This window comes from Micromonospora sp. NPDC047521, assembly GCF_055587305.1.
The window spans coordinates 245,818-257,393 of sequence record NZ_JBVJGN010000007.1; the positions used below are offsets into that span (position 1 = coordinate 245,818).

At 73.4% G+C, this 11,576-nt stretch carries 14 protein-coding genes; 5 read left to right on the forward strand and 9 right to left on the reverse strand.

The window, feature by feature from the left end:
- Positions 1–315: 315 nt before the first annotated feature.
- The gene (locus ACZ6N8_RS18160) at positions 316–1,398 is read right to left on the reverse strand and encodes a substrate-binding domain-containing protein (RefSeq protein WP_466011252.1); all 1,083 of its coding nucleotides are present in this window, start codon (positions 1,396–1,398) and stop codon (positions 316–318) included.
- 96 nt (positions 1,399–1,494) lie between these two features.
- On the opposite strand from ACZ6N8_RS18160, the gene ACZ6N8_RS18165 reads away from it, so the two are divergent.
- Complete coding sequence (locus tag ACZ6N8_RS18165) at positions 1,495–1,953, forward strand: MarR family winged helix-turn-helix transcriptional regulator (protein WP_466011253.1); 459 nt, start codon at positions 1,495–1,497, stop codon at positions 1,951–1,953.
- A gap of 19 nt (positions 1,954–1,972) precedes the next feature.
- Here ACZ6N8_RS18165 and ACZ6N8_RS18170 read toward each other — a convergent pair whose 3' ends face one another.
- From ACZ6N8_RS18170 to ACZ6N8_RS18200, 7 genes are all read right to left on the reverse strand, one after another.
- A complete protein-coding gene (locus tag ACZ6N8_RS18170; protein ID WP_466011255.1) occupies positions 1,973–2,347 on the reverse strand; it encodes a cupin domain-containing protein in 375 nt (124 codons plus the stop codon).
- A gap of 83 nt (positions 2,348–2,430) precedes the next feature.
- Positions 2,431–3,186: an urease accessory protein UreD gene (locus ACZ6N8_RS18175; protein ID WP_466011257.1), complete on the reverse strand. Its 756-nt coding sequence runs from the start codon at positions 3,184–3,186 to the stop codon at positions 2,431–2,433.
- A complete protein-coding gene (gene ureG / locus ACZ6N8_RS18180; RefSeq protein ID WP_364364031.1) occupies positions 3,186–3,959 on the reverse strand; it encodes an urease accessory protein UreG in 774 nt (257 codons plus the stop codon). Before ureG ends, ACZ6N8_RS18175 begins: the two co-directional genes overlap by 1 nt.
- A complete protein-coding gene (locus tag ACZ6N8_RS18185) occupies positions 3,949–4,653 on the reverse strand; it encodes an urease accessory protein UreF (RefSeq protein ID WP_466011259.1) in 705 nt (234 codons plus the stop codon). Before ACZ6N8_RS18185 ends, ureG begins: the two co-directional genes overlap by 11 nt.
- Complete coding sequence (locus ACZ6N8_RS18190) at positions 4,653–6,356, reverse strand: urease subunit alpha (protein WP_466011261.1); 1,704 nt, start codon at positions 6,354–6,356, stop codon at positions 4,653–4,655. Before ACZ6N8_RS18190 ends, ACZ6N8_RS18185 begins: the two co-directional genes overlap by 1 nt.
- Positions 6,353–6,688 carry an urease subunit beta gene (locus ACZ6N8_RS18195; RefSeq protein WP_400309809.1) on the reverse strand — a complete coding sequence of 112 codons (336 nt, stop codon included), beginning with the start codon at positions 6,686–6,688 and terminating at the stop codon, positions 6,353–6,355. Before ACZ6N8_RS18195 ends, ACZ6N8_RS18190 begins: the two co-directional genes overlap by 4 nt.
- Positions 6,685–6,987 carry an urease subunit gamma gene (locus ACZ6N8_RS18200; protein ID WP_091398934.1) on the reverse strand — a complete coding sequence of 101 codons (303 nt, stop codon included), beginning with the start codon at positions 6,985–6,987 and terminating at the stop codon, positions 6,685–6,687. The genes ACZ6N8_RS18195 and ACZ6N8_RS18200 overlap by 4 nt, the downstream gene beginning before the upstream one ends.
- A gap of 291 nt (positions 6,988–7,278) precedes the next feature.
- Between ACZ6N8_RS18200 and ACZ6N8_RS18205 the strand changes: the two genes are divergently transcribed.
- Entirely contained in the window at positions 7,279–7,686 is a 408-nt protein-coding gene (locus ACZ6N8_RS18205; RefSeq protein WP_466011263.1) for a hypothetical protein, read from the forward strand.
- A 19-nt stretch (positions 7,687–7,705) separates the two neighbouring features.
- On the opposite strand, the gene ACZ6N8_RS18210 is transcribed toward ACZ6N8_RS18205, so the two are convergent.
- Complete coding sequence (locus tag ACZ6N8_RS18210; protein ID WP_466011265.1) at positions 7,706–8,881, reverse strand: LLM class flavin-dependent oxidoreductase; 1,176 nt, start codon at positions 8,879–8,881, stop codon at positions 7,706–7,708.
- Positions 8,882–9,057: 176 nt separating this feature from the next.
- On the opposite strand from ACZ6N8_RS18210, the gene ACZ6N8_RS18215 reads away from it, so the two are divergent.
- From ACZ6N8_RS18215 to ACZ6N8_RS18225, 3 genes are read left to right on the forward strand one after another with little or no spacing between them, the layout of a single operon-like run.
- Positions 9,058–10,038, forward strand: coding sequence for an aliphatic sulfonate ABC transporter substrate-binding protein (locus ACZ6N8_RS18215; RefSeq protein WP_466011267.1), 981 nt, complete (start codon positions 9,058–9,060; stop codon positions 10,036–10,038).
- Entirely contained in the window at positions 10,035–10,868 is an 834-nt protein-coding gene (locus tag ACZ6N8_RS18220) for an ABC transporter permease (RefSeq protein WP_466011269.1), read from the forward strand. Before ACZ6N8_RS18215 ends, ACZ6N8_RS18220 begins: the two co-directional genes overlap by 4 nt.
- Complete coding sequence (locus tag ACZ6N8_RS18225) at positions 10,841–11,572, forward strand: ABC transporter ATP-binding protein (RefSeq protein WP_466011271.1); 732 nt, start codon at positions 10,841–10,843, stop codon at positions 11,570–11,572. Before ACZ6N8_RS18220 ends, ACZ6N8_RS18225 begins: the two co-directional genes overlap by 28 nt.
- Positions 11,573–11,576 lie beyond the last annotated feature (4 nt).

Genomic DNA, 11,576 nt, shown 5'->3' on the forward strand with positions numbered 1-11,576 from the left:
CACGGCACCGCATCGGGTACGGGCAGGCAAAGCGTCGACCGGCATCGTTGCGTTCGTGTTTCCCGGCCCTTAATTGACTGTTTCCCACCGCGTCCCGCACACCCACGAGGAAACGGTCGGCACCGTCAAGGAAAGACGGTGCCGACCGTTGTGGAATCGTCGGAGAGAATTGCCGCTACAATGGTCGGCGCGCGATTCGCCGACCACGGACGCGGAATGATGAGCATCCGCCCCCGGGGCAGATACTTCACGCAGGAAGCATCTTAGGGTCGCCGCCGGTGCGACTGTCAAGGGTCGGCCCGGGCCGGCCGCCGGTCAGAGCTGCGCGAGCACCCGGAAGTCGAGACCGTCCGCCTCGGCGAGGTAGATGCGCTGACGCACGTGCCGGCGCCGCAGCCGCAGCCGCCCCCGCGGCCCGTGGTACGCCACCGTGTCCGCGGCCGTCTCGATGGCCCGTACGTCGAGCGTGCGAGCCTGCCCGATCAGCGCCGCGAGCAGCATGACTCCCTCGTAACAGGACTCCCCCAGGCTGCCCAGCGGCGGCGCCTCCACCCCGAACCGACTGGCGAACTCGCCGTGGAAGTCCAGGTTCTCCTGTGTCACCAGGCCGGCGAAGAAGCCCGCCGTGCTGTACAGCCGGCGGGTCGCGCCGGCCCCGCTGGCCAGCAGCATGTTCTCGTCCATGAGCGTGCTCAACCGCAGACAGCGCTGGTCCAGACCGGCGCGGGAGAACGCCCTGTTGAACCGCACCGCGTCCGCGCCCACCAGCAGCATCACCACCGCGTCCGCCTCGCTGCGCTCGATGCGCCGCAGCACCTCGTCGAAGTCGTGCGCCTCCAACGGCAGGAACGCCTGACCCACCACCCGCCCACCCGCGCGCATCCCGTACCTGTGGGCTGCCCGGGCGGTGCGGCGGGGCCACACGTAGTCGTTGCCGACCAGGAACCAGCGACGCACCCCCTGCTCATCGGCGAGCAGCCGCATGGCCGGCCACAACTGGGCGTCCGGCGTCTCGCTCGTCAGGTACACCCCCTCGGTCCGCTCACCGCCCTCGTACAGGGCCGTGTAGACGTACGGGACGCGGTGCGCGACCCGGGGCGCCAGCGCCTGCCGTACCGAGGAGATGTGCCAGCCGGTCACCCCCTGCACGGCCCCGAGCGCGACAAGCGCCTCGACCTCGGCTGCCACCTCGGCGGGCGGGGCACCGCCGTCGACCGGCACCAGCCGCGCCTCCCGGCCGAGCACCCCGCCGCACCTGTTGATCTCCTCGACCGCGAGCTGGGCACACAGCTCACAGGTGGGACCGAACATCCCCGCCGGGCCGCGCATCGGATAGACGAGCGCGATGCTGACCACGCCCCGGTCGACGGTGAGCCACGCAGGCGCCGGCTCGGACATGAGCACATGATTGCCCGGCCCACCACGGAAGACCAGAGCTCACCACGGACCGGGACGACTCGCTACGATGGCAGCGCCACCGGACCAGGGAGTTCCATGTCAGACGTGCCCGGGGCGCCAGCGGACCTGCTGCGCTCGCTCACCCGCGCCGAACGGCTGCTCTCCCGCCGGCTGGGTGTCGTACTGGCCGAGGCCGGGCTGACCGTCGAGGCGTGGCGGGTGCTCTGCCTGCTCGCCGACGGCCAGGGCCATCCGATGAGCGAGGTGTCCGCCGAGGCGTCGTTGCCGCCGGGCACGCTCACCAAACTGGTCGACCAGCTCGTCGACAGCAACCTGGTCTTCCGTCGGGTCGACCCGTTCGACCGCCGTCGGATCCGCGCGTACCTCACGATCCGGGGCCGCAGCGAGCACCAGCGGGTCGACGCGCAGGTCCGGGAAAGCCTCGCCGAGCTGGGCGTTCCGCCCGACCTGGTCGACCAGCTCGACGACCTGGTGGCCCGCCTCGACCCGGCCCGCCACCGCGACAGTGCCGACGCGACAGGCCCAGGCCGCTGACCGGCGTCCCCGAGCTGGTTCACTCCACCTTGGTGAGCAGCGGCTTACCCTTCTCCACGACGTACGTGGCCAACTCGACGGCGATGCCGCTGCCGACGTTGCGTGCCTGGTGGTGGACGCCGTACGGCACGGTCAGCGCGTCACCGGCGTTGCACACCACTGGCGGCTGACCTTCGAGCGTGTACTCCAGGGAGCCCTGGAGGACGCAGATGATCTCTTCACCGGGGTGGAAGTGCTTGAACGGCGGCGAGTCCGGAGTGAACTCCACCCGACTCTGGACGACCTCGCGTCCCGGGATGCTGAGGTCGTGTCGCTGGAGGTCGACACGCCACAGCCCCGGTGCGCCCTGCACCGCTGTCGCGCTGATGCCCTCGGGCCGGTCGTCGCCACTCATCACGGCCTCCTGTGAGCCGTCATGCGAACGGCGAATCGCTGCGGTGGGCGGGTTTCTCTCGAGAATAGGGGCCAGCCGGCGCGTCAGGGACGAAGACCGCCAACAACGGCTGCGGCACCTCCAGGCACGGTGAGGTGGGCGCGCAGGGTGTGCGCGTCGGGGGCCGTGGCGGTCCACAGCGTCGCCGGACCGCCGGCCAGCGGCAGCCGGGCGACGCTGCCGTCGGCGATCGCGGGTTCGGCCGGGCGTGACGGGTCCACCAGCAGCAGCGAGCCGGTGGCCGGCGCGCCGCCGAGCACGGCGGGGCCGGCCCAGCCGGGCGCGTGCGGCCCGACGGGAAGGGACTGGCGCAGCAGTGGTCGGCCCGCGTAGTCGACGTGGGTGTGCACGACGGCCCCGCCAGGCGTCTCGCCGTACCTGCCGCAGATCAGCTCGTCGCGCCAGCGCAGGCGCGCGCCGGCGGCCAGCTCGACGCGCGACTCGGCGAGGTGCGCGCAGCCGGCCGCCGCGACCACCTGTTCCGGAAGCCAGTGCAGCGTGGCTCCCGCGTGCACCACCGCCCGCACCGCCATCCGGGACACGGCGCCCACGCGACCCGGCAGGGCTATCGACGCGGCGACGCTGTGCACCCGGACCGCCGCGCCCGGACCCACCTCGATCTCCAGGCGCAGATCGTCCCCGGCGATCGGGCCGGCCGCCCCGCCGACGATGTGCACAGTGGCGACACCACCGTCGGCCGGGGTCTGGCGCAGCAGCAAGGGCGTCTCGCCGCGCAGCTCGACAAGGGCGGTGCCGCCCCGACCGTCGGCCCGGGCGACGAGCCGGGCGAGTGCCCGCATCAGGTTGGGCCGACCGGGGCGGCCAGAGGGTGCAGGGCGGCGTGGTGAGCCAGCTCGTGCCGGATCCAGTCCGCGACCGACGTCGCCGTGGGGTCTCCCACGATGGACAGGAAGATGGTCGGGAGGTCACCACGCCGGGCCCGCGCGTCGCGGTCCATCACCCCCAGATCCGCGCCGACCATGGGTGCCAGGTCGGTCTTGTTGATCACCAGGAGGTCGGCGGCGGTGACGCCCGGCCCGCCCTTGCGGGGCACCTTGTCCCCGCCCGCCACGTCGACCACGAAGATCTGCCTGTCGACCAGCCCACGGCTGAAGGTGGCGGTCAGGTTGTCCCCGCCGCTCTCCACGAGCACCAGGTCCAGCGGACCGACCGCCTCGGCAAGCTCGTCCACGGCGTCCAGGTTCGCGCCTATGTCGTCGCGGATCGCCGTGTGCGGGCAGCAGCCGGTCTCCACCGCGCGGATCCGGGCGGGGTCCAGCACGCCGGCCCGCCTCAGGAAGTCGGCGTCCTCGGTCGTGTAGATGTCGTTGGTCACCACCCCGAGCCGCAGCTCGTCGGCGAAGGCCCGGCACAGCGCCGCCACCAGCGCGGTCTTGCCCGACCCGACCGGCCCGCCGATGCCGACCCGCAGGGCCCGGCCGGCGCGCGCCAACGGCGGATGCGGGTCCACCCCCGGCTCGGGATGGGTGTGGGGGACGGTCTCGTCGTGCGGCGCGGCGGGCGATGGCGGTGGGGTCGGGTCGGTCGTGGGCACGACGGTGTCAGGACGCAAAGAGACGCACCTCCCAGGTGGCATGGACTTCGGCGTGGATGTCGGCGAGCGGGGCGGCGGCGGCAGGCAGCCGCTCCGGTGGGTCGTCGGCGGCGCGGGCCGCGTCGGCGGCGGTGCCGTCGCAGGCGTCGGCAAGGCCGACAAGAAGGGCCTGGACCCGGTACGGGTCGAGGCCGAGCAGGCGTACGCCGGCACTGGCGGCCCCGGTCAGCGTGGCGTACGCGGCGACCGTGGCGGTGTCGGAGCGGCTCAGTCCGGCGGCGGCGCAGAGCAGCCCGAGCACCAGCGGCTGGTGCGCTCCCCCGGGCTCGGTGGGCAGGTCGTCGAACGGCGTGTCCGGCCAGATCTCCCGTCCCGCGCGCAGCAGGGCACGACCCTGCCGGCGGGAGACCGCCCGCAGCGCGGGCGCGGCGGTCCGGGCGTCCAGCTCGGCGTCGAGCCGGGCCAGCGCGGCCGGTCGGGACGGGCCCGGCTCGGCCGCGTCGACGGCCACCGCCGCCCGGTGCGCCGCCGCCGCGAACGCCGCACCGACCAGACCGGCGGTGGCCAGCCGTCCGGCCAGGAACGCCTCCAGCGAGGCCAGGTCGGTGACCCGGCCGGCGGCGACGGCCGCCTCCAGACCGCCGGAGTGCGCGTGCGCCCCGGCCGGGAAGCGCCCGTCGGCCAGCAGCAGCATCAGGCTGGACGTCGTCATCAGAACAGGAAGTACCGCTGCGCCATCGGCAGCCTGGTCACCGGGTCCGGCTCCACCACCTGCCCGTCGATCCGGACGGTGAACGTGTCCGGGTCCACCTCGATCCGCGGCATGGCGTTGTTCTCCGGCAGGTCGGCCTTGCCCCGCGACCGCACGTCCGTCACCGGCACCACGCGGCGTCGCACGTCCAGGCGCAGCCCGGCGTCCAGGGCAGCCGGCGCCACGAAGGCCAGGCTGGTGGCCGCCGCCGCGACGCCGTACGCGCCGAACATCGGCCGCGGCAGCGTCGGCTGCGGGGTCGGGATCGAGGCGTTCGCGTCACCCATCTGGGCGTACGCGATCATGCCGCCCTTGAGCACCAGGTGCGGTCGTACGCCGAAGAACGCCGGGTCCCAGAGCACCAGGTCGGCGAGCTTGCCCGGCTCGACCGAGCCGATCTCCCGTTCCAGCCCGTTGGCCATCGCCGCGCAGATCGTGTACTTGGCCACGTACCGCCGGGCCCGGTGGTTGTCGGCGGGGCCGTCGCCCGGCAGGGCGCCCACCCGGTCCTTCATCACGTGCGCGCTCTGCCAGGTCCGCAGGATCACCTCGCCGACCCGACCCATCGCCTGCGCGTCGGAGCCGATGATGGAGATGGCGCCCAGGTCGTGCAGCAGGTCCTCGGCGGCCATCGTGGACGGTCGAATCCGGCTCTCGGCGAACGCCAGGTCCTCCGGCACGGACGGGTTGAGATGGTGGCAGACCATCAGCATGTCCAGGTGCTCGGCCAGGGTGTTGGCGGTGTACGGCCGGGTCGGGTTTGTCGACGACGGCAGCACGTTCGGCTCGCCGGCCACGGTGATGATGTCCGGCGCGTGCCCGCCTCCCGCGCCCTCGGTGTGGTACGAGTGGATGGCCCGCCCGCCGATCGCGCGCAGGGTGTCGGCCACGAAACCGGCCTCGTTGAGCGTGTCGGTGTGGATGGAGACCTGCACCCCTGACGCGTCGGCCACCCGCAGGCAGGCGTCGATCGCCGCAGGTGTGGTACCCCAGTCCTCGTGCAGCTTGAAGCCGCCCGCACCGGCGCGCAGCTGCTCCCACAGCGCCTCGCTGGACACGGTGTTGCCCTTGCCGAGCAGCAGCACGTTCACCGGCAGCGTGTCCAGGGCCTCGTGCATGCGGGCCAGGTGCCAGGCGTTCGGGGTGACGGTGGTGGCCCGCGTCCCCTCGGCCGGCCCGGTGCCGCCGCCGACGAGTGTGGTGATGCCACTGGCCAGCGCCTCGGTGACGATCTGCGGGCAGATGAAGTGCACGTGGGTGTCGACAGCCCCGGCGGTGAGGATCCGGCCGTTGCCGGCGATCACCTCGGTGGCCGGGCCGATGACCAGGTCGGGATGGACGCCGGGCATGGTGTCGGGGTTGCCGGCGCGGCCCAGGGCGACGACGCGTCCGTCGCGCAGCCCGACGTCGGCCTTGACCACGCCCCAGTGGTCGAGCACCACGGCGCCGGTGATGACGGTGTCCAACGCGCCCTCGGCGCGGGTGGCGCGGGACTGCCCCATCGACTCGCGGATCACCTTCCCGCCGCCGAAGACCACCTCGTCGCCGCCCACGCAGTGGTCGGTCTCCACCTCGATCAGCAGGTTCGTGTCGGCCAGCCGGATCCGGTCACCGACGGTGGGTCCGTACAGGTCGATGTAGCGGTCGCGCCGCACGGCGCTCACCGCGCCGGCCCGTCGGTCGTCGGGGTGTCCAGTGGCCCGGCGCACTCCGCGCGCAGGCCCGGCACGACGCGCGCGCCACCGAGCGGGACGAGGTCGACGGTGCGGCTGACTCCCGGCTCGAACCGGACCGAGGTGCCGGCCGGCACCGCGAGACGCTGTCCCCACGCGGCGTCCCGATCGAACGACAGGCCCGGATTGGTCTCGGCGAAGTGATAGTGCGAGCCCACCTGTACCGGCCGGTCGGCGGTGTTGACCACGACGAGCGTCGTCACCGGCCGGCCCACGTTGATCTCGACCGGGCCGGCGGCCGGCAGGATCTCCCCCGGGATCACGGGATGGGGTGGTGCACAGTCACCAACTTGGTGCCGTCCGGGAAGGTCGCCTCCACCTGCACCTCCCTCAGCAGCTCGGGGATGCCGTCCTGGACGTCGTCGCGGCCGAGCACGGTCCGACCGGCCGACATCAGGTCGACGACGGACCGGCCGTCGCGGGCCCCTTCGAGCAGGAACGCGGTGATCACCGCGACGGCTTCGGGATAGTTGAGGCGCAGGCCGCGTTCGCGGCGGGCGCGGGCGACATCTGCCGCGACGTGGACGAGCAGGCGGTCCTGCTCGTGCGGGCTGAGGAACACGGGCTCTCCCGGTGGGGATCGGCGTGCCCGGCTCGCCGTCGGCTCCGCACGGAGCCGCGCCGGGCGGCAACACCCGGAAGACGAGCTGGAGTCACACGACCGCCGGGCTCGCCGCCAGCGGGGTGTCCCGGGACTCCACCATCCCGGCCCGCACGACGGGCATCCGGCGGTGTCCGGTCGGATGCGGACCGCACCGCCCACCGCTTGAGCCGACCGTAGAGGATCCTCACCGGCCGGGGCAACAGGCCGGCCGCCATTCCGGTACGCCGGAACGCGAGGCATGATCGCCGGATGACGGCGACGAGGGGTACGCGGGCACTGCTCGGTGTTCTGTTCCTGGCGGCGGCCACGGTCGGGGTGTGGCTGCTCTGGCTGAGCTGGGACACCGGGTACACGGTCGACGCGCAGACCGGCGCGACCAGCGGCCCGTACGCGCCGTGGCAGGTGGTCGGCTGCGTGCTGACGCTCGTGCTGCTGGCCGCGCTCGCCGGCACCCGGCTCAGCCCGTGGCTGGTGGCGCCGGTGATGACCGTGGCCTTCACGGCGGCCTGGTCGTGGCGGGCCGCGTCGACCGACGACAGTGGGCTGTGGCCGGTCGGCGCGGGTCTGGTGCTTGTCGGGATGGCGGCCGGCAGCACGCTTGTCAGCGTCGCCGCCCGCCGGGTGACCCGGCGGAGGTTGGCCGGCCGGCCCGGCTGAGTCGTGGCGTGCGGCCCGGTCAGCGGGCCGCTGCGGGCTCCCGCGTGGGGACCCCGGCGAAGGGTATGTCGACAGGCCCCGCGGCCCCCGACCGGCCGTCGGGGTGCCGCCACAGGCCACGGTCACGCAGGATCGGCAGCACACCCTCGCCGAACCAGTACGCCTCCTCCAGGTGGGGATAGCCGGAGAGGATGAACTCGTCGATGCCGAGCGCGTGGTACTCGGCGATCCGGTCGGCGATCTCGCTGTGGCTGCCGACGAGGGCGGTGCCGGCCCCTCCGCGGACGAGCCCGACGCCTGCCCACAGGTTGGGCGCGACCTCCAGGCGGTCGCGGGAGCCGCCGTGCAGGTCGAGCATCCGGCGCTGCCCCTCGGACTCGCTACGGCGCAGCCCGTCCTGCACGGCCTGGATGTCGGCCTCGGCGATGCCGTCGAGCAGGCGGCGGGCCTGCGTCCACGCCTGGTCGGCGGTGTCCCGGGCGATGACGTGCAGCCGGATGCCGAAGCGCAGCTCGCGTCCGGCGTCGGCGGCCAGCGCGCGGACCCGGTTGACCTTCTCGGCGACCTGGGCCGGCGGCTCGCCCCAGGTGAGGTAGACGTCGCTGTGGCGCACCGCCACCGGCAGGGCGGCGGCGGACGAGCCACCGAAGTAGACGGGCGGCACCGGCTCGGGTAGCCGGTGCAGTCGCGCCTGCTCGACGCGCACGTGGGCGCCCGCGTGGTCGACCGTCTCGCCGCGCCACAGCGCGCGTACCACGTGCAGGAACTCGTCGGCCCGCGCGTACCGGGCGTCCTTGTCCAGGAAGTCGCCGTACGCCCGCTGTTCCTGCGACTCGCCGCCGGTGACCACGTTGAGCAGCAGTCGACCTCGGGACAGCCGCTGGAACGTGGAGGCCATCTGGGCGGCGAGGGTGGGCGACGACAGGCCGGGCCGGAACGCGACCAGGAACCTGAGGCGCTCGGTGACCTCGGTGAGCATCGCCGTGCTCAGCCAGGCGTCCTCGCACCAGGCGCCGGTCGGGGTGAGCGCGCCGACGAAGCCGAGCTGCTCGGCCGTGCGGGCGATCTGCCCGAGGTACGCCACGCTTGCCGGGCGGGCGCCTCCGGCGATCCCGGTGGGTACGCCGTGGCCGCCGCCGACGATGTCCCGGCTGTCGCCGTTGGTGGGCAGGAACCAGTGGAAGGTGAGGGTCATCGGTGGCTCTTTCCGTCGGCGGGGCGGTCGGCGCGTGCGGCGAGGCGGGCGCCTCCTGAGGGGTGGGACGATCCCGCCGACAGCCTACCCATAAAACCTATCGGGTTAGTAGGCTACCGCCCACGCACTCACGCCGGTCAACGCGGCCCGGCCCACCGTTCGACCAAGGAGCCGCCATGCGCACCCCCTCGATCAGCCCTCCCCCGTACCGCCGCCGACTGGTCACTGTCGCGCTGACGGCAGTCGCTCTACTCGCCACGGCCGCCGTGAGCGCCTGCGGCGGGTCCGCCGACGCCGCGGGTGACACGGGAAAGCTCCGGATCGGGTACCAGCGCTTCGGCGGACTGAGCCTGGTCAAGGCGCGCGGCGCCACGCCGGACGTCGAGTGGTCGCTGTTCGAGAGCGGCCCGGCGCTCACCGAGGCGCTCAAGGCCGGCTCCATCGACATCGGGCAGGTCGGCGAGGCACCACCGGTCTTCGCCGCCGCCGGGAAGATCCCGTTCTCCGTCATCGGCACCTCGGCGCCGATCCCGCAGGGCGAGGCCGTGCTGGTCAAGGCCGACCGGGGCTTTCGCAGCTTCGCCGACCTCAAGGGCCGGACGGTCGCCCTCAACAAGGGCTCCAATGTGCACTGGCTGCTGGTCCGGCTGCTGGAGGCGAACCACATGACCCTCAAGGACATCCAGGTCAAGTACCTCAAGCCCGCCGAGGGCCGGCCCGCCTTCGACAGCGGCCAGGTCGACGCCTGGGTCATCTGGGACCCGTACTTCGCTCTGGCCGAGCAGCCGGGGGTCCAGGTGCTCGCCGACGCCACGGGCCTGGCCAGCAACCGCGAGTACGTGCTGGCCAGCCCCGACGCCGTCGCGAAGCGCTCGGACGAGATCCGGTCCTTCCTCAGGAGCTACCGCGAGGTGACCGACTGGGGCATCGCCCACCCCGCGGAGCGGGCCGCCACCCTCGCGCCGGAGTTGAAGATCGCGCAGGACGTCACCGCTCGCGCCCTGGACCGCAGTGCCAGGCCGCTGGCCCCGGTCACCCCGGCCATCGGCGACGAACTCCAGGCGATCACCGACAGCTTCATCGCCCTGGGGCTCATCCCCGGCCCGGTCGACCTCCGGTCCCGGGTGGACAGCCGGTTCAGTGAGGTCTTCCAGTGACCCGTACGACGCTCGTCGAGCCGCCCGGCGAGGTCGCCCCGGTCGTCCCGGTGGCCCCCCTCCGCCAGCGCCCGACCCGCCGGTGGTGGCGGCTCGTCAGCCCGGTGGCGCTGATCCTGGGCTGGGAGGTGGCCGCGCGGACCGGGCTGCTGGTGCCCGAGAAACTGCCGGCGCCCAGCGCCGTCCTGACCACCGGGTGGCGGCTGACCCGCGACGGCACCCTCGCCGTGCATCTGCTGGACTCTCTCACCCGCGCCGGCGCGGGACTGCTTGTCGGCGGTGTCCTGGCGCTGGTCCTGGGCACCGTGGCGGGACTGCTGCGGCTCGGCGACGACCTGGTCGACCCGCCTGTGCAGATGGCCCGGATGCTGCCGCACCTCGGCCTCGTCCCGCTGCTGATCATCTGGGTCGGCATCGGCGAATCACTCAAGATCAGCCTGGTGGCCCTTGGCGCGTTCTTCCCCATCTACTTCAACACGTACGCCGGCATTCGGGACATCGACGAGCGGCTGGTGGAGGCGGCCCGCACCTGCGGCCTGGGGCAGGCCGCCCGCCTGCGCCACGTGGTGCTGCCCGGCGCGCTGCCGTCCCTCTTCCTCGGGCTGCGGCTGGCGATCGGGGCGGCCTGGCTCAGCCTCGTCGTCGGCGAGCAGGTGAACGCCCAGACCGGGATCGGCTTTCTGATGATGGAGGCACGGGAGTTCAGCCAGACCGACGTGGTCGTGCTCGGCCTGCTCGTCTACGCGCTGCTCGGGCTGATATCCGACAGTGCGCTGCGTGTCCTGGAGAGGAGGATGTTGACATGGCGTCGCGGACTGCGGGCCACCTGAACGGCACCGCGCCGGTGCTCACCGCCCACGCGGTGCGCCGGGCGTTCGGGCCGACGGTCGTGCTCGCCGGTGTCGACCTGAGCATCGCCCGCGGCGAGGTCGTCGCCCTGCTGGGCGGCAGCGGCTCGGGCAAGAGCACCCTCCTGCGGATCCTCGCCGGGCTGGACGGCGACGCCAGCGGGACGGTCGTCGTGCACGGCACCGCCGCCGTCGTCTTCCAGGAACACCGGCTGCTGCCGTGGAAACGGGTGGCGGACAACGTCGGGCTGGGGCTGTCCGGCGCGGACGCCGCCGGGCGGATCCACCGGGCGCTGGCCGAGGTCGGGCTCGCCGACCGGCACCGCGCCTGGCCTGCCGAACTGTCCGGCGGGCAGGCGCAACGCGTCGCCGTGGCGCGGGCGCTGGTCCGCGAACCGGACCTGCTGCTGCTCGACGAACCGTTCGGTGCCCTCGACGCGCTCACCAGGCTGCGGATGCAGATCCTGCTGCGCCGCCTGCGCGCCGAGCACGGCTTCGCCGCCCTGCTGGTCACCCACGACGTGGAGGAGGCACTGCTGCTCGCCGACCGGATCCTGCTGCTGGACGACTGCCGCATCGCCGCGGACCTGCCCGTCGACCTGGCCCCCACCCGTACTCCTGACGACCCGGCCTTCGGCGCGCTGCGCCGCCACCTGCTCGACCGGCTCGGCGTTCCCACCACCTGACGAG

Excerpts from the sequence above, each read along its gene's own strand:
- ACZ6N8_RS18160 (WP_466011252.1), bottom strand. The coding sequence starts at position 1,398 with ATGTCCGAGCCGGCGCCTGCGTGGCTCACCGTCGACCGGGGCGTGGTC.
- ACZ6N8_RS18165 (WP_466011253.1), top strand. The coding sequence starts at position 1,495 with ATGTCAGACGTGCCCGGGGCGCCAGCGGACCTGCTGCGCTCGCTCACC.
- ACZ6N8_RS18170 (WP_466011255.1), bottom strand. The coding sequence starts at position 2,347 with ATGAGTGGCGACGACCGGCCCGAGGGCATCAGCGCGACAGCGGTGCAG.
- ACZ6N8_RS18175 (WP_466011257.1), bottom strand. The coding sequence starts at position 3,186 with ATGCGGGCACTCGCCCGGCTCGTCGCCCGGGCCGACGGTCGGGGCGGC.
- ACZ6N8_RS18185 (WP_466011259.1), bottom strand. The coding sequence starts at position 4,653 with ATGACGACGTCCAGCCTGATGCTGCTGCTGGCCGACGGGCGCTTCCCG.
- ACZ6N8_RS18205 (WP_466011263.1), top strand. The coding sequence starts at position 7,279 with ATGACGGCGACGAGGGGTACGCGGGCACTGCTCGGTGTTCTGTTCCTG.
- ACZ6N8_RS18210 (WP_466011265.1), bottom strand. The coding sequence starts at position 8,881 with ATGACCCTCACCTTCCACTGGTTCCTGCCCACCAACGGCGACAGCCGG.
- ACZ6N8_RS18215 (WP_466011267.1), top strand. The coding sequence starts at position 9,058 with ATGCGCACCCCCTCGATCAGCCCTCCCCCGTACCGCCGCCGACTGGTC.
- ACZ6N8_RS18225 (WP_466011271.1), top strand. The coding sequence starts at position 10,841 with ATGGCGTCGCGGACTGCGGGCCACCTGAACGGCACCGCGCCGGTGCTC.